The organism is Burkholderia ubonensis subsp. mesacidophila (assembly GCF_002097715.1).
Classification (GTDB): Bacteria; Pseudomonadota; Gammaproteobacteria; order Burkholderiales; family Burkholderiaceae; genus Burkholderia; species Burkholderia mesacidophila.
In genome coordinates, this window is sequence record NZ_CP020738.1 from 3,135,210 (window position 1) to 3,151,519 (window position 16,310).

Below are 16,310 nucleotides of genomic sequence, written 5' to 3' on the forward strand. Positions count from 1 at the left end.
GTGAGGAGAAGATCATGTCTCGCCGCTATATCGATTGCCGCGAGTTTCCCAGCGCGACGCACTGCTCGGTCGCGATCTCCGCCGATTCCGACAGCGAGCTGCTGGAGGCCGCGGTCCAGCACGCGGTCGCGGTGCACCAGCACACCGACACGCCCGAGTTGCGCGCGCAACTGGCGACGCTGTTCCACGACGGCACGCCGCCCGCCGAAGCGCCCCGGCAGGCGTGACCGGCCCGCCCACTCCGCTGACGCGCCTTCAGCCGACCCCTCACCCCGCAGCGCCTCCCCTTCGCCCCCGCCGCGCCGGCACGCCTCGCCGGCCGGCGCGCTGCGCAGCCGCACCACTCGCATACCGTTCCCCGCGTGGATCACGTGTGAAACGTTTTGCCCGCGTTGCCGCGTAACGCGCCCGTCACGTGAAGAAATTCATCCATTGAATCATCACGTTAGCTTCAATGGCACGGTGCTCGCTTACAACGGTAGGCAGGTCCGCACGCGCGTGCAGCCGGCATGCGCACGCCGGCACGGCCGCGCCCGCAGCGACACGGCGGCATCGCGAATGCCGCGCCAGAGCAGGCCGCCGGCCCGCACGGGAGACCCATTTCGTTGAACCCGACGCCTCCAGGGGCCGCTGCCCGGCGCGACGCGCCGGACCGGCCGCCGGACGGTCGGTCATTTTTGCAACGTCTCGAACGATGCGAGTCGCTTCAGGAGGACACCATGAAAGTGCGAGGAACGACCGGATCGCTGCGCGTGTGGCGCGCGGTGCTGACCGGTCTTTGCGCGAGCGCCGTCGCGTTCGCCGCGCTCGGCACGCCGGCAGCGTTCGCCGCCGGCAAGGGGCCCCGTCACACCGGCCACGGTTCGCTGCCGTCGAAAGGGAACATCCCGGCGAAGTTCCCGACGCTGCCGACGAGCCCGCATCCGAGCGAGGCGAAGAACGCAGGCAAGTTCAAGCCGCAACAACTATAGGCATCACGCTGAAGTCATTGTCGGGGAAAAGTTTCATTCATTCGATCACCGATGCGTGAGGTTTGCCATGAGTGCAATACGAACGTTGTTCCGCTCCTCCGGGCCGCTGGCGCGCGGGCTCGCCGCGGCCGGGCTCTGCGTCGCGGCGCAGGTCGTCCACGCCGTCCCGCTGGATGCGCTGATCGACCTGAAGGTGCTGGTGCTCGCCAGCCAGCAGGCCGGCAATACGCCCGAGCTGCAGGCAACGCTGACGATCCTCGACCGGCTGGGCGTGCCGTACACGATCTACTACTACGACACCACCGCCCCGACGCTGCCGACGCTCGAAACCGGCGACCATGCGATGTACCAGGGCGTCATCATGCCGATCAGCGACGCGCGCTACATGAACCCGTTTTCCGGCGGCGCGCTCGCGACGACGCTCGCGCGCTACCAGTTCAAGTACAACGTGCGGCTCGCGAGCGCCTACACATGGCCAGGCGACACCGGCTGCATGCAGTACGTCGGCTACCGGGATACGACCGCGTCGCCGCTCAACACGACGCTGACGGCCACCGGCAAGACGCTGTTCCCGTACATGAACGCCGGCACGACCACGACGAATCCGCTGACCGTGCAAAACGCGTGGACGTACTTCATGTCGCCCGCGAGCCCGCTGCCGGCCGGCACGACCACGACGACGCAGATCCAGGGCACGGCGTCGACCGGCGCCACCTATTCGGTCGCATCAACCTGCCTGTTCGGCAACACGACGCCGCTCGCGGGCGACAGCACGTCGCGCGAAATCATGGCGGTGTCGTTCGACAACAACCCGTACCTGATGCATTCGATGACGCTGTCGTATGGCCTCGTCAACTGGGTCACGCGCGGGCTGTTCGTCGGCGTGCGGCACGCGTACATGGATCCGCAGGTCGACGATATCGGCATCCCGGATGAGATCTACCCGTATGCTGAGTCGCTCTACGGCTACTGGTACAACGTGACGACGGGCGCGACGACGAGCACGAGCCCTCCGGGCCTGTGCCCGCTCGGCGACGTCTCGCCGACCACCGGCATGACCGCGTGCGAGTACCGGATGACCGGCGCCGATTTCGACAACATGATGGCCTGGCAGGACAACGTCAACGCCGGCACCGCGAACGCGGGCGCGCTGAAACTCACGTTCGCGTTCAACGGCGCGGGCTTCGACACGGCCGACGGCGGTCTCGGCAACTACCCGCCGAGCGGCACCGACTCGTTGAGCACCGAGGTGAACGCAAACGAGTTCGAATTCAAGTGGATTACCCATACATACGACCACGCACTGCTTGAGCCGATACAAAACCCGCCGATCACGATCACGCCCAGCCAGGTGACGACCGAGCTGCAGAACAACAACGCGGTCGCGCAGAGCTTCGGCTTCGAAAAATACAACAAGACCGTTATCGTGACGCCCGAGATCTCCGGCCTCTACTACGCGCCGACGCTGGGCGCGCTCCAGTCGTACGGCATCAACGTGCTCGTGTCCGACTCGTCGAAGCCGACGCCGCCGGTCGGCACGGCCGGCTGCCCGACGAACAACAACGGCGTCGCCTGGTCGCTTCCGCCGTTCAATGCCGGCAAGTACAACTGCGTGAACCAGAACATCTTCGAAATCCCGCGTTATCCGACGGCGCTGTTCTACAACGTGTCGCAACCGTCGGAATGGGTCGCCGAATACAACTACTTCTACGGCGCGAACGGGATCGATCCGACACGGTGGGGCGTCGATCAGACCTACGCGCAAGTGCTCGACCACGTGTCCGACACGCTGGTGTCCTACCTGCTCACGTTCGACATGCGCCCGCTGATGTTCCACCAGTCGAACCTGCGCGCGTACAGCGGCACCAGTACGCTGCTCGGCGACCTGCTGAACGCGGTGCTGACGAAGTACAACAAGTACTACAAGGGTCTGCCGATTCGCAGTCCGTACCTGTCCGACGCAGGCGTGCTCGCGAAGCAGCGGCTCGTGTTCAACTCGTCGAACGTGACGGCCACGCTGAAGCCCGGCGTGTCGATCATCGTCAGCGCACCGCCGCGAAGCGACGGGCAACCCGTCGTGGTGCCGATCACCGGCGTGACGTTCGGCACCGTGCACGAAACGTATGGCGGCCAGAGCAACTCCACGATCACGTTGCTCCCTGCGGCCGCCTATACGATGCCGATCGCGCCGGCGCCCGCCTGGCAATAGCATGTCGACAGGCATACCGCGTCACGGAGGCGCGAGTTGACGACGCCCGCCGCAAGGCGGGCGTTTTTTATCCACAGCCCGGGCGCCGGCCGGCGCCTTTGGATCACTCGGAAATCTGTGAAACAATCCCGCTTCCCCTTCAGCCGGAATCCGGCGACTCAGCCTAGGAGCGGATCAATGATCACCTCGGGAAGCTGTCACTGCGGCAACATCTCCTTCGCGCTCGACTGGCGCGATGCCCCGCCTCGCATTGCCGCGCGCGCCTGCACCTGTTCGTTTTGCCGCAAGCATGGCGGCACCTGGACCTCCTGTCCGGTCGGCTCGCTCGAAGTCACCGTGAAGGACCCGGCGCAGGTCAGCGCCTATGCGTTCGGCACGCGCACCGCGCGATTCCACGTGTGCGGCACGTGCGGCGTCGTGCCGGTCGTGACGAGCGAAGTGGACGGCCGGCTCTATGGGGTCGTCAACGTCAACACGTTCGATGGGGTCGACGCTGCGCTCATCGAGCCGGCCGCTGCCGCTTCGTTCGACGGGGAGGGTACGGACGAGCGTCTCGCTCGCCGCAAGCGCAACTGGATACCGGACGTCGTGTTCCGCGCATGCCGCTGACGATCGATCCGAAGCAGGCCGCCGCGCTGCTGGCCGTCGCCGACACCGGCAGCTTCGAGCAGGCGGCGGTGCGCCTGCACGTGACCGCGTCCGCCGTCACGCAGCGGGTGCGCGCGCTGGAGGCGAGCCTCGGCACGCCGCTCGTGCTGCGCACGCGGCCGTGCCGGCCGACCGTCGCCGGGCAGCGCGTGCTGCAGCACCTGCGCCGCGTCGCGCTGCTGCAGGCCGACCTGCAGAGCGCGCTCGCGGTCGAGCGTGCATCGCCGATCTCCGTCACGATCGCGCTCAATTCCGACAGCCTCGGCACCTGGTTCCTGCCCGCGCTGACGTCGGTGCTCGCCGGCGAGCGCATCCTGTTCGAGCTGATCGTCGAGGACCAGGACCATACGTTCGCGCTGCTCGAAAGCGGGATGGCGGTCGGCTGCGTGACGACCGAGCCGAAGCCGATGCGCGGCTGCGTCGCGACGCCGCTCGGCATGATGCGCTACCGGCTGCTCGCCGCGTCCGCGTTCGCCGCGCGCTGGTTTCCGCGCGGCCTCAATCGCGCGAGCGCGCGCCGCGCGCCGGTCGTCGCGTATTCGCGGCGCGACACGCTGCAATCGTCGTTTCTCGAGGAAAAGTTCGGGTTGCCCGTCGGCGCATACCCGTGCCACTACGTGCCGGGCACGCACGCGCATTTCGCAGCGGTCCAGCACGGGCTCGGCTATGCGATGGTGCCGGCGCCGCTGCTCGGCGACACGCCGCTCGACGCGCAGGGCCTCGTCGATCTCGCGCCCGCGCATCCGACCGACGTCACGCTGTACTGGCACGCGTGGACCGTGCAGTCGCCGGCGATGGCGTCATTGTCCGCGCGCGTCGTCGAAGCGGCGCGGCGGCTGCTCGCGCCGCTCGCGCGCTGATCGCTTCGACGACGCAGCGCTGCTGCGCCGCCGCCCGGTTACGCGCGCCGCTGCGCGAAATACGCGCCGACCGCGGCGACGAACGTATCGACGTCGTCGCGCGACACGTCGCGGTGCGTGACGAAACGCGATGCGTACAGCATCTGCGTGAGGATCCCGCGTTCCTTGAGCCACGCCTCGAGCGGTGCGCAATCGGCCTCGGGGAACTGCGCGAACACCATGTTCGTCGCCTGCGACAGCACCTTCACCTCGTCGATGCGCGCGAGCCCCGCGGCGAGGCGCGCGGCGTTCTCGTGATCGTCCGCGAGCCGCTCGACGTTGTGCTCGAGCGCATACAGGCACGCCGCCGCGAGCAGCCCCGACTGCCGCATCGCGCCGCCGAGCATCTTGCGCCAGCGTCGGGCGCGCTCGATCAGCGGCCGGCTGCCGACCAGCACCGAGCCGACCGGCGCGCCGAGCCCCTTCGAGAAGCAGATCGACACCGAGTCGAACGGCGCGCACACGTCCGCGATCGTGCGGCCTGAAGCGACGGCCGCGTTGCACACGCGCGCGCCGTCGAGGTGCGCGGACAGCCCGTGGCTGCGCGCGACCGCGACGGCCTCTTCCGCATAACCGGTCGGCAGCACGCGGCCGCCGATCGTGTTTTCGAGCGCGAGCAGCCGCGAGCGCGCGAAGTGGTCGTCGAGCGGCTTGATCGCGGCGACGATCCTGTCGATCGGCAGCGTGCCGTCGAGCGCATTCTCGATCGGCTGCGGCTGGATGCTGCCGAGCACCGCCGCGCCGCCGCCTTCGTACTTGTAGGTGTGCGCCTGCTGGCCGACGATGTATTCGTCGCCGCGTTCGCAATGCGCCATCAGCGCGGCGAGATTGCTCTGCGTGCCGCTCGGCAGGTACAGGCCCGCCTCCTTGCCTGCGCGCTCGGCGGTCACGGCCTGCAGGCGGTTGACGGTCGGGTCGTCGCCCCATACGTCGTCGCCGACTTCGGCGGCTGTCATGGCGGCCAGCATCGCGGGGCTGGGGCGTGTCACGGTATCGCTGCGCAGATCGATCATCGGTGGTCCCTGAGTGAACGCGGGCCGGCACGGGCGCGCCCGAACCGGCCTGCCGAAACGAGACTCAGAGTGTACGCAATTCGTCGGGCGCCTGCCGGACGCGTCAATAACGCGGCGGCGGCTGGACGCCCGGAGGCGGCATCGGCGGCGCGGCGCGCGGCGCGGGCGCGCCCCCATAGCCGCCGCTCATGCCGCCCGGCACCGGCACGCGATTGCCGGTCGCGTACATGCACTGCAGGTACGCATAGTCGTAGCGGCGCTGCACGTCGTATGCCGAACCCTGCGCGGCGCCCGCGCCGACCACGCTGCCCGCGAGCAGCCCCGCGCCCGCGCCGACGGCCGCGCCGCTGCCGCCGTTGAACGCAGCGCCGGCCGCCGCGCCGAGCGCCGTGCCGACCGCCGCGCTGCCGACCGCGCTCGCCGTCGACGCCTGCCCGGCGGTCACGCCGCCCGACTGCTGGAACGCGTACTGGCGGCAGTTCGCGTCGTCGGCGCGGAACTGGTCGAACGACTTGCCCGTGCCGGGCAGCGCCAGCACGGTCGGCCCGTTCGGCACGAACGCGCATGCGCTGACGAGGCCGGCCAACACCGCCAGCACGGGCCAGCGCGCATATCGGATCGTGTTGCTCATCGTCGCGCCTCCATCATTGCGGCCGCGCCGGCACCGACCGCCAGCCCGACTTGCATGTCTTCACGTACGGGTAGTAGTGCTTCGACGCGTCGCAGTAGTACCAGAGGCCGCCGTCGTTCGCGTCGGGGCCCTCCTGCGCCTGGCCCTGCTCGATGTACTCCGGCGGCGGGGGCGGCGCGACGGGCACCGCGACGACGGGCGGCGGGTAGTAATAGGGCGCGGGCGCGACGGGGTAGTAGTACGGATAGCCCGGGCCGATGTAGACCCCGACGCGGGCGGCGTGGGCCACGCCCGCCGCGCCGATTGCGACGGCGGCGAGCGCGCCCAGCGCAAGCTTCGATGCGTTCACGTCTCGTTCTCCGACAAACCGGCTCGCCACGCGAACCCGATGTCTTCAACGCTACGCCGCACCCGCTCCCGCATCCATTACGAAGGCGCGCGGCAATGTTGCAAGACGTTACCGGCGTCACGAAAGCCGCGCGCGGCGGCCGTCGGCGCGTGCGCGTGCGTTACCGGCCAACGGGTTGAAACGGACGCGCGGGCGTCGTGTTCCCGACGATGCGACGCGCCATATTGACGCAGGTGCGGCGGGCCGCCGCGCCCCACTCGCCGCGCGCCACGCCGCGATCTTGATACGAATCAACGATTTAACGCGCCGCCGCCGCGCGGGGTCTGGACATCTGCGACGAGTTGGCACATTTCGCGCCGCAATATCGCGTCCCATACTCCAGCCAACCCTGCAACCGCCTTCGGCCAGGGTCCGCCGGCAGGCCCGCCGGCGGGTATCGACAGCTTCGGTCAACTGGTATGGATACCGCATTTTCGGCCCTCGATCTGGCCCGCCTGCAATTCGCGTTCACCGTCTCGTTTCACATCGTCTTCCCGGCGCTCAGCATCGGCCTCGCGAGCTTCATCGCCGTGCTCGAATACCGCTGGCTCAAGACGGGCAAGCCGTACTACAAAACCCTCTGCCTCTTCTGGTCGAAGATCTTCGCCGTCGCGTTCGGGATGGGCGTCGTCTCCGGCGTGGTGATGAGCTATCAGTTCGGCACCAACTGGGCCGGCTTCTCGAGCTTCGCCGGCTCGGTCACCGGCCCGCTGCTGATGTACGAGGTCATGACCGCGTTCTTCCTCGAAGCCGGCTTCCTCGGCATCATGCTGTTCGGCTGGAACCGCGTGAGCCCGCGCGCGCACTTCGGCGCGACGCTGATGGTCGCGATCGGCACGATCATCTCGACGTTCTGGATCCTCGCGTCGAACAGCTGGATGCAGACGCCGCAGGGCTTCGAGATCGTCGACGGCCGCGTCGTGCCGACCGACTGGTTCGCGATCATCTTCAACCCGTCGTTCCCGTACCGCCTCTTCCACATGGCGATCGCCGCGTTCATCGTGGCCGCGCTGGTGGTCGCCGCGACCGGCGCATGGCACCTGCTGAAGGGCCGCCGCGACCAGGGCGTGAAGAAGATGTTCTCGATGGCGCTGTGGCTGCTGCTGGTGCTCGCGCCGGTGCAGGCGCTGATCGGCGACCAGCACGGCATCAACACGCTGAAGTACCAGCCGGCGAAGATCGCCGCGATCGAGGGCCTGTGGGAAACCGAGAAGGGCGGCACGCCGCTCAACCTGTTCGGCATTCCCGACATGAAGGCCGAAACGACGCGCTACGCGGTGAAGGTCCCGCACCTCGGCAGCCTGATCCTCACGCACAGCTGGGACGGCGAGATCCGCGGCCTGAAGGAATACCCGCCGGAAGACCGTCCGAACTCGACCGTCGTGTTCTGGAGCTTCCGGATCATGGTTGGACTCGGTTTCGCGATGATCGGCCTCGCCGCGCTCGCGTGGCTGCTGCGCCGCCGCGGCCGCCTGTATGAATCGAAAGGGTTCCAGCGCTTCGCGCTCGTGATGGGCCCGACCGGTTTCGTGTCGCTGCTCGCCGGCTGGGTGACGACCGAAGCGGGCCGCCAGCCGTGGGTCGTGTACGGCGTGATGCGCACCGCGCATGCCGTGTCGCCGCTCACCGCGCAGCAGGTCAGCATCTCGATGATGACGTTCGTGGTCGTGTACTTCCTCGTGTTCGGCACCGGCGTCTACTACATGCTCAAGCTGATGAAGGCCGGCCCCGCGCTGCCCGACGTCAAGCACGACGACACGCCGGACACGCGCCCCGACCACACCGCGCGCCGCCCGATGTCGGCCGTCGACGAGCTGATCGAGACCGTCTGACCGGCTCACCACACACGCATACGAGGATATTCATGGACGTCACCGTAATCTGGGCCGCGATCATCGCATTGGGGCTCTTCATGTACGTCGTGCTCGACGGTTTCGACCTCGGCATCGGCATCGTCTTCCCGTTCTTCCCGGACGAGAAGGAACGCGACCTGATGATGAACACGGTCGCGCCCGTGTGGGACGGCAACGAGACGTGGCTCGTGCTCGGCGGCGCCGGCCTGTTCGCGGTGTTTCCGGTCGTCTACTCGACCGTGCTGTCCGCGCTGTACCTGCCGCTCGTCTTCATGCTGATCTGCCTGATCTTCCGCGGCGTGTCGTTCGAGATCCGCGCGAAGGCGCGCCGCACCAAGCAGCTGTGGGATCTCGCGTTCATCGGGGGCTCGACCGGCGCGACGCTGTTCCAGGGCATCGCGCTCGGCGCGTTCCTGCAGGGCATCAACGTGAAGGACGGCGTGTTCGCCGGCGACGCGTTCGACTGGCTCACGCCGTTCAGCCTGCTGACGGGCCTCGGCCTCGTCGCCACCTATGCGCTGCTCGGCTGCTGCTGGCTCGTCGCGAAGACCGAAGGCGACCTGCAGCGCCGCTTGCATCGCGTCGTGTGGCCGCTGACCGTCGTGCTGCTCGGCTTCATCGCGATCGTCAGCCTGTGGACGCCGCTGCAGGACCCGGCAATCGCGCAGCGCTGGTTCGATTCGGGACTGTTCTGGCGCCTGCTGCCGGTGCCGTTCCTCGTGGTCGGCTGCGCAATGTGGATGCGTCGCGCGGTGCGCGACCGGCACGACATGACGCCGTTCGTGCTCGCGCTGGCGCTCGTGCTGCTCGGCTACGTCGGCCTGCTCGTCACCCTGTTCCCGTATGCGATCCCGCAGAGCATGACGATCTGGGAAGCGGCCGCGCCGCGCTCCAGCCAGACCTTCACATTGGTCGGCGCAGCGGTTATCCTGCCGATCATCATCGCCTACACGACGATGGGCTACTGGGTATTCCGAGGCAAGGTGCGCCATGAAGACCAGCATTACTACCACCACTGAACATCAGCCCGCGCCGCGCTCGCGGCTGCGCGGCTGGATGTGGTTCGTCCTGCTGTGGGCAGGCGGCGTCGCCGGCGCGGTCACGCTCGGTTATGCGTTCAAGATCTTCATGAACCTGACGCTGTTCGCGGTGAAGTAAGCGCGCCGCGCCATCCGTGGCGGCGCAGCGGATGCGCCGTGCGCGGCACCGGTCAGCGCCCGCACGGCGCCGCGCACATCGCCTTGTCCACTTCCTCGAAAAACGTCTGATAGAACGCCGGCTCGACGACGGTCTTGGTGCGCGAGTCGCCGTTGCTGTCCCACACCGTACGGTTGAAGCGCGCGCGCACGACCATGTCGCGCGTGCTCGTCTCCCGTACCGTCACGATCGCGGCCACGCGTTCGTGATCCGGCTTCGCCGGCAAAAAGCCGATGCGGGCCTTCACCGCGCCGCGCAGCAGTTGCCTCCACTTCGGGAGCAGCGTATCGCTGCGGCCCGCCTCGACCAGCCCCGTGTCGCGCTCGACCGTCACCGGCGCATAGCCCTGCGCGCGCAGCACGTCCGCCACCACGTCGAGCGCATGCGCCTGCGTCGCGCCCGCATAGCGGCGATCGCTGAGCATGCGCAGCGCCTGCTGCTCCGCCTCCGTCAGGTCGACCTCGGTCTGGCTCGAGCTGTAGCGCACCAGCGAGCCGCCGCTGCCGATCTGGCGCTCGGTCGCCGGCTGGGCGGCACATCCGGTCAGCACCGCGAACAAGCCTGCACAGGCGAACACCCGCGCGCGGCCGCTGCGCGCCGATCGCGGCAGTGTCCGCCGGACCCGCCGAAAACGGCGGAATCCGGTTGATCGGCAATCGGGCGGCACTATGATCGTCATCGGGCGTTCTCCTGTCGGCGCCATGATAGGGACGCGCGCTGCCCTCGACAAACGACATTTTCTGACCGACTGTGTAGCTTTTCTTCGCGATCGCACGATGCGCCGACTGCCGCCCCTGAACGCGCTGCGCAGCTTCGAAGCTGCCGGACGCCTGCAAAGCCTGACCCTCGCCGCGGAGGAGCTGAACGTGACCCAGAGCGCGGTCGCGCAGCAGATCCGCGTGCTCGAATCGTTCTTCGGCCAGAAGCTGTTCGAGCGCGACGGGCGCTCGCTGCGGCTTACGCCGCGCGCGCGGCACTATCTGGTCGACGTCGCGAGCTGCCTCGGGCGGCTTGCGCAGGCGACCGGGCAGATGTTCGACGCCGTCGGCCGCCCGCCGATCCGCGTCGATACGTCCGCGTCGTTCGCGCACGGCTGGCTGCTGCCGCAACTGGCCGCGTTCCAGGCCGCGCATCCGGGCATCGACGTGCAGCTCGCCGCGACGCCCGACGCCGAGCAGGATCGGCTCGACGAGACCTGCGACGTCGTGATCCGCCGCTATACGCCGGAGCTGCGCCGCAAGGGCTTCGTGTCGCGGCCGCTGCTCGCGGGCGTCGCGGTGCCCGTCTGTGCGCCCGGCCATCCGCTGCTCGAGCGCTTGCGCGTGCCGTCCGACCTGCGCAATGCGCCGCTGCTGCACTACGCGGGCGTGCCGCAGGCCTGGCAGTACTGGTTCCATCAGGCCGGCACGGACGTCAGCGAGACGCTGCGCGGCCCGTTCTATCGCGACTTCTTCCTGCTGCTCAAGGCCGCCGCCAGCGGGCTCGGCGTATGCCTCGCCACGCGCGCCGTCGTGCGCGACGACGTCGAAAACGGCCGGCTCGTCGCGCTGTTTCCCGAGGTCCGGCTCGAAGGGCCGCCGTTTCATTGCCTGTATCGCGACGATGACGATGACCAGCCGCTGCGCACGTTCGTCGACTGGCTGTTCGCGCGGGCAGAGGAACTCGACGGGCCGGTGCAGGGGTGACGACGGCAGCCGCCGTTACGACGACTGACGCACCACGCCGAGCTTCAGCCCCAGCATGCCGAAGACGCGATTCATCGTCTGCACGGTGCCATCGCTGCGCCCCTGTTCGATATCCTGCATCGTTTTCGTCGACACGCCCGCGAGCTTCGCCATTTCCGCGCTGGTCAGACGCATCGTGCGTTTGAGATGACAGACGGATTCCCGCAGCGTCCATTCGGGATGCGAAAGGACATCCTCGACCGCCTGCCGCCGCAGCGCCAGTTGATCCGGAAGCGAGAGTGCGGTGTAGCGTTTGTCCATCGTGTCTTCTGTCGTGTCAGAGCCGGGCCAGTTCGTCCGCAAGCCATGCAATGCCCAGCCGCAGTTGCGCATGCACGTCCGGTTCGAGGCCGAAATCCGTGCCGCGATCGGCGACGTCCCGCAGGCGGGGCGCCATGTCGCGAAGCCGCGCCGCCAATGCGATGCGATCGAGCGCGCGATGTGTTTCGCCGGGTTGTGGCTCGCTCGCTCGGACGACTGCGTCGAGCACTCGCGCCCAATCCGGCCTGCCACCGTCATTGTCTTGCCAGCGAATGCGCCGGGCGATGCCGTCCGGATGCAAGTACATCGGCGCGAAATCGTACAGCGGCGTAAGCGTGATGCGGCCGTCGAAATCGCGCTGCAACGCGGTGTTACGCGCGTGATTGTCCTTGTTGCCAAGCGCCAGGTTCGCGACATCGCGACACAGATATTCACTCACTTCGGCCTGCGGATCCGTGCATTCGCGTACGAGATTCCAGCAAACCTCATCGTGAGTCGGCACGACGCCGAAACCGGCCTTGCCGGTCAGCGACGCAATACTTTCCTGAGCAAGGCGGGCGACGCCGGCCACGCCACGCACGCGGTCGAAGCGAGGAATGAAGAGGGATCGGCCGCGCAGCGTGAGCGGCGCATGCACGCGCAGGCCGAGAAATTTCGCGAGCGCCATGTACGGCCCCTCGTGCCGCAGAATTTGTGCGAGGCGCTCGTTCGGGCCGCGTCCGAACTTTACGATGTAGTGTTCCATCGCTCGCTCGTCGGGCAGCGTGTGGTCCAGATAGAGGAGGCCGTCGTCGGCTCGAGTCAGCAGCAGCTTGGGCCATTCGCCCTGTACACCGGATGAGCCGGCAACAAAGAACCCGTGTGTGGCGAGATATTCGCTGAACGCATCGCCGCGCGCGGCGACCTCGTCGTCCGTGAAGCCCCGCATTGGCCCGCGCCTCTCGGCCAGCCACTGCGCCGCCTCCTTGACGCGAAGGTTGCCGATCGAATTGCCCGCACCCGCCAGCAACAGCGGCCAGTCGGCGCCCTCCTCCGCTGTCTCCGGCAACCCGACGCGACGAAGCAGTTCGAATCGGCCGAAACCCTGCGGCAGCAAGTCAATCAGGAATACCGGCCAATGCGGCTGTTCCAGCGACTCGAGTCCCACCGGAAAGCGGCACGTCATCGCGTGCGCGTCCCTGGCAGGCTGGTGTTCGACTGCCCATTCGACGTCATATCCCGTGTACGTGCGGCAACGCCAGCCCTCCCCGGATTGACCGAGCAGACTGACAGCGCCGACGTCATGCCAGATGCCGTCGGCATGGAGCTGGATGGTGCACGCTTGGCTCATTTCAGTAGAAATCTATATCATTCATGCCGATTCACCTACATGAATTATATAGATTTCTGCCTAAATATGAGAATGACGAACAGAAAACCCCATGATGCAAAGCGTTGGATATCGGGCCCCGCTCAGCGGCGGGCGCCCAACGCTTCCTCGATCTTGCGGTCGGTCTTGTACTGGCTCAGTGCGTAGACCGACCAGATCGCGGCCGGGATCCAGCCGATCAGCGTCAGTTGCAGGATCAGGCAGATCAGCCCGGCAAACGGGCGACCGATCGTGAAGAATTGCAGCCACGGGACCAGCAAGGCGAGAAGCAGGCGCATCGGAGACCTCTTGGGACGTTGTCGAAGGAGCGTGCGCGATCAATATGGCGCTGCGCCCGGTGGAATTCAAGCAAGCCGGCGATACATGACGTCCTCCGGTCAACCCTCGCGGGAGTTCGTCGACGAACTTCCGCCCCCGGCCTTCGACGCATTCCGCTCCACCCATGCGTCAAGGAAACGGCCCTCGCATCGCACGAGGGCCGTGTCAAAGCGCCGGAGAAAATCTCGCGTGGCGATCAGAACGTATGCCGCACGCCCACCCGCACGAGCGTCTGCGTATCGCTCGCGGACGAAATGCCGTTGCCGACGTCGCCGACCGACGCCGTCGCATTGACGACGTTGCCATACGGATCGAGCGTCCTGCCGCTCGCCTTCTGGTAGCCGACGAGGCCGTACAGCGCGGTACGCTTCGACAGGAAGTAATACGACGCGAGGTTCAGCTGGTGATACTTCGGCGCGGCTTCGCCGCCGACCGAGCTGCCGCGCGTGAAGTCGTAGCCCGCCGCGACGCGCAGCGCGGGCGACGCCTGCCACGACACGGTGCCGCCGACCGAGTTGTAGGTCGCGGTGCCGGCAAACGTCGAGAACGCGCCCGCCCGGTACTGCGTATTGCTGTACGACAGGCCCATCGTCACCGCGCCGATCTGGTAGGTCGACGCGGCCGCGACGATCCGCATGCTCTTCGCCGACGCGAAGCCCTCGTTGATCGACGACGCGAACGTGCCGTCGTACGAGCCGGTCCATGCGCCGCCGTTCGCGCCGAACGCGTTCGTCGCGTACAGGTACGCGGCGCCGATCGCGAACGGCCCGTTCACGTACTGGCCGCCGACGCTCCACGTGTTCTGGTTCTTCACGCTGCCGGCCTGGTTGCCGAAGCCGTACAGCGCGCCGAACGTGAAGCCGCCGAACTTCGGGCTGACGTACTTGACCGAGTTGCTCTCGCGCGCCTGGTTGTCGATGTTGTCGAGATCGCCCGGATGCGCGCCCATCCCGGTCAGGAACGAGCCGGGCCCGATCGAGCCGACGAAGTCGACGATCGGGTCGTACTGGCGGCCCATCGTCAGCGTGCCGTAGCGCGTGCTCGACAGCCCCATCCACGCCTGGCGGCCGAACATCCGGCCGCCCTGGCCGAGCTGCCCGGTGCCGATGTTGAAGCCGTTCTCGAGCTGGAACACCGCCGCGAGCCCGTCGCCGAGGTCTTCCTTGCCCTTCAGCCCCCACCGGCTGCCGGACCACGTGCCGCTCGCGAAGCTGTAGCTCGATGCGCCGCGATACGCGACCGGCGCGCCCAGCGAACCCTTGCTCGTCGCGACGCGCTGGTTGCTCGCGTACCCGAGCCCCGCGTCGACGATCCCGTAGAGCGTGACGGTGCCTTGCGCATGCGCCGCGGTGCAGAGGCCGCCGGCGACGCAGAGCGCGAAAGTGATCTTCTTCATGAATAGGAATCCTGTTTATTGAACCGATGCCGCCTGAAACGATGCATCCCCCCGAGCGAGATGCCGACCTACGCCGAATCGGACAGCCAGCGCGCGACACGCGCGACGAGCTGATCCGCTTCGTCGAAGCATTCGACGCCCGCCACCTGCGGCGCGTCGCAAATCGTGAACACCGGCTTGCCCCATTGCAGGCCGAGCGCGATCTCGGACAGCGTGCCGAGGCCGCCGCCCACTGCGATCAGGCACAGCGACGCGCGCGCGATCAGCGCGTTGCGCGTGATGCCGAGGCCGGTCGGCAGCGCGACGCTCAGGTACGGGTTCGCCTCCCGCGCGTCATCCTCGGGCAACAGCCCGATCGCGCATCCGCCGGCCGCATGCGCGCCGCGCGCGGCGGCTTCCATCACGCCCTGCTTGCCGCCGCCGACGAGCGCGACGCCCGCCGCCGCGATCCCGTGCGCGATCTGCTCGGCGACGCGCAACTGCATCTGCGTCGCGTCGCGCGGCCCGATCACGCCGACCGGCATCCGGTGCCGGCGCGCGCCGCGTTGCCGCTCCGCGAGCCGCGCGAGCGCGTCGCGCGTGGCTTCCGACCATTCAATGACGCCGTTGCCGAACAAGGCCTTCCCCCAGTGCAAGAACGCAGGTGCAGAGCGCCGTCAGCACGATCGACAGCGCGGCCGCCTGCGAGAAATCGGTTTGCCCGTCCGACAGCTTCAGGTACATCAGCAGCGGCAGGATGTTGATTTGCGTGCCCGCGAGCGCGAGCGCCGTGCCGTACGTGCCGAGCGCGATCGCGCTGACGAGGCACCACGCCGACGCGACCGACGGCCACAGCTCCCGCCACGCGACGTCGAGCCACGCCCGCCACGGCTGCGCCCCGAGCGTCAGCGCCGCCTCGAGCGGGCGCCGGTCGAGATTCGCGAGCGCCGGATAGAGAATCAGCGCGACGCGCGGGATCAGGTAGTACGCGTAGGCGAGCGCCAGCCCCGGCATCGTGTAGATCGCGCCGCCCACGACGTTGGCGTCTGCGCCGAGCGACGCGAGCAGCGTCGTCACGAAGCCGGCCCGGCCGAACGCGAGGATGAAGCCATACGCGATCACCAGCCCGGAAAACGCCAGCGGCACGCCGAGCAGCGCGAGCGACCAGCGCCGCCGCGCCGGCGACTGCCCGGCGAGCGCGAACGCGACCGGCACGCCGATGCCGACGGACAGCGTGCCGGCGCCCACCGCGAGCGCCAGCGAACGCACGATCGCATCGGCGACGAGCGGATCGCCGAGCACCGCGGCGAACGCGCGGCCGCCGTCGGTGAACGCCGCGCCGACGAGCGCGGCGAGCGGCAGCGCGAAGCACACCGCGAGCAGCGCGGCGGCCGGCACGGCGCCGTAGCGGCGCATCACGCCGCGCTCCATGGACGAGATCCGCATCGTGCGCC

The 16,310-nt window shown here is 68.1% G+C and carries 19 protein-coding genes; 9 read left to right on the forward strand and 10 right to left on the reverse strand.

Translation table 11 applies throughout. From position 1 onward, the window contains the following. Positions 1 to 14: 14 nt before the first annotated feature. The 5 genes from B7P44_RS31655 (at position 15) to B7P44_RS31675 (ending at position 4,688) form a co-directional block, all read left to right on the forward strand. Positions 15 to 227 carry a DUF1059 domain-containing protein gene (locus B7P44_RS31655; RefSeq protein WP_084909752.1) on the forward strand — a complete coding sequence of 71 codons (213 nt, stop codon included), beginning with the start codon at positions 15 to 17 and terminating at the stop codon, positions 225 to 227. Positions 228 to 719: 492 nt separating this feature from the next. Continuing rightward, positions 720 to 971, forward strand: coding sequence for a hypothetical protein (locus B7P44_RS31660; RefSeq protein ID WP_231716760.1), 252 nt, complete (start codon positions 720 to 722; stop codon positions 969 to 971). A gap of 67 nt (positions 972 to 1,038) precedes the next feature. After that, positions 1,039 to 3,180 (forward strand): Agd3-related carbohydrate deacetylase, encoded by a 2,142-nt coding sequence (locus B7P44_RS31665; RefSeq protein ID WP_231716761.1) that lies wholly within the window; start codon positions 1,039 to 1,041, stop codon positions 3,178 to 3,180. Positions 3,181 to 3,357: 177 nt separating this feature from the next. Further along, positions 3,358 to 3,789 (forward strand): GFA family protein, encoded by a 432-nt coding sequence (locus B7P44_RS31670; protein WP_084909753.1) that lies wholly within the window; start codon positions 3,358 to 3,360, stop codon positions 3,787 to 3,789. Then, complete coding sequence (locus tag B7P44_RS31675; RefSeq protein WP_084909754.1) at positions 3,780 to 4,688, forward strand: HTH-type transcriptional regulator ArgP; 909 nt, start codon at positions 3,780 to 3,782, stop codon at positions 4,686 to 4,688. The genes B7P44_RS31670 and B7P44_RS31675 overlap by 10 nt, the downstream gene beginning before the upstream one ends. Before the next feature lie 38 nt (positions 4,689 to 4,726). Here the strand turns inward: B7P44_RS31675 and ltaE are convergent, their stop codons facing one another. The 3 genes from ltaE to B7P44_RS31690 form a co-directional block, all read right to left on the reverse strand. Beyond that, complete coding sequence (ltaE, locus tag B7P44_RS31680) at positions 4,727 to 5,740, reverse strand: low-specificity L-threonine aldolase (RefSeq protein WP_084909755.1); 1,014 nt, start codon at positions 5,738 to 5,740, stop codon at positions 4,727 to 4,729. Positions 5,741 to 5,843: 103 nt separating this feature from the next. Continuing rightward, a complete protein-coding gene (locus B7P44_RS31685; RefSeq protein ID WP_084909756.1) occupies positions 5,844 to 6,371 on the reverse strand; it encodes a YMGG-like glycine zipper-containing protein in 528 nt (175 codons plus the stop codon). A 13-nt stretch (positions 6,372 to 6,384) separates the two neighbouring features. Continuing rightward, a complete protein-coding gene (locus B7P44_RS31690) occupies positions 6,385 to 6,720 on the reverse strand; it encodes a hypothetical protein (protein ID WP_084909757.1) in 336 nt (111 codons plus the stop codon). 458 nt (positions 6,721 to 7,178) lie between these two features. Between B7P44_RS31690 and B7P44_RS31695 the strand changes: the two genes are divergently transcribed. The 3 genes from B7P44_RS31695 to B7P44_RS36035 are packed head-to-tail and all read left to right on the forward strand — an operon-like array spanning position 7,179 to position 9,770. Beyond that, a complete protein-coding gene (locus tag B7P44_RS31695; protein ID WP_084909758.1) occupies positions 7,179 to 8,591 on the forward strand; it encodes a cytochrome ubiquinol oxidase subunit I in 1,413 nt (470 codons plus the stop codon). A gap of 32 nt (positions 8,592 to 8,623) precedes the next feature. After that, a complete protein-coding gene (cydB, locus tag B7P44_RS31700; RefSeq protein WP_084909759.1) occupies positions 8,624 to 9,631 on the forward strand; it encodes a cytochrome d ubiquinol oxidase subunit II in 1,008 nt (335 codons plus the stop codon). Continuing rightward, positions 9,603 to 9,770: a hypothetical protein gene (locus B7P44_RS36035; RefSeq protein WP_088511558.1), complete on the forward strand. Its 168-nt coding sequence runs from the start codon at positions 9,603 to 9,605 to the stop codon at positions 9,768 to 9,770. The genes cydB and B7P44_RS36035 overlap by 29 nt, the downstream gene beginning before the upstream one ends. Positions 9,771 to 9,822: 52 nt before the next feature. On the opposite strand, the gene B7P44_RS31705 is transcribed toward B7P44_RS36035, so the two are convergent. Then, positions 9,823 to 10,359, reverse strand: a complete 537-nt coding sequence (locus B7P44_RS31705) for a hypothetical protein (RefSeq protein WP_231716762.1) — start codon at positions 10,357 to 10,359, stop codon at positions 9,823 to 9,825. Between the two features lie 226 nt (positions 10,360 to 10,585). Here B7P44_RS31705 and B7P44_RS31710 point away from each other — a divergent pair, with 226 nt between their 5' ends. After that, positions 10,586 to 11,494, forward strand: a complete 909-nt coding sequence (locus B7P44_RS31710; protein WP_088511559.1) for a LysR substrate-binding domain-containing protein — start codon at positions 10,586 to 10,588, stop codon at positions 11,492 to 11,494. Positions 11,495 to 11,509: 15 nt separating this feature from the next. Here B7P44_RS31710 and B7P44_RS31715 read toward each other — a convergent pair whose 3' ends face one another. From B7P44_RS31715 to B7P44_RS31740, 6 genes are all read right to left on the reverse strand, one after another. Further along, positions 11,510 to 11,794 carry a helix-turn-helix domain-containing protein gene (locus B7P44_RS31715; protein WP_084909762.1) on the reverse strand — a complete coding sequence of 95 codons (285 nt, stop codon included), beginning with the start codon at positions 11,792 to 11,794 and terminating at the stop codon, positions 11,510 to 11,512. Between the two features lie 16 nt (positions 11,795 to 11,810). After that, positions 11,811 to 13,124, reverse strand: a complete 1,314-nt coding sequence (locus B7P44_RS31720; RefSeq protein ID WP_084909763.1) for a type II toxin-antitoxin system HipA family toxin — start codon at positions 13,122 to 13,124, stop codon at positions 11,811 to 11,813. Between the two features lie 122 nt (positions 13,125 to 13,246). Further along, positions 13,247 to 13,441 (reverse strand): YqaE/Pmp3 family membrane protein, encoded by a 195-nt coding sequence (locus B7P44_RS31725; RefSeq protein WP_084909764.1) that lies wholly within the window; start codon positions 13,439 to 13,441, stop codon positions 13,247 to 13,249. 236 nt (positions 13,442 to 13,677) lie between these two features. Continuing rightward, a complete protein-coding gene (locus B7P44_RS31730; RefSeq protein WP_084909765.1) occupies positions 13,678 to 14,877 on the reverse strand; it encodes a porin in 1,200 nt (399 codons plus the stop codon). A 68-nt stretch (positions 14,878 to 14,945) separates the two neighbouring features. Continuing rightward, positions 14,946 to 15,401 (reverse strand): TIGR00725 family protein, encoded by a 456-nt coding sequence (locus B7P44_RS31735; protein ID WP_088511596.1) that lies wholly within the window; start codon positions 15,399 to 15,401, stop codon positions 14,946 to 14,948. Positions 15,402 to 15,471: 70 nt separating this feature from the next. Continuing rightward, on the reverse strand, positions 15,472 to 16,302 hold the full coding sequence (locus tag B7P44_RS31740) for an ABC transporter permease (protein WP_084909767.1): 831 nt from the start codon (positions 16,300 to 16,302) through the stop codon (positions 15,472 to 15,474). Between the last annotated feature and the right edge of the window lie 8 nt (positions 16,303 to 16,310).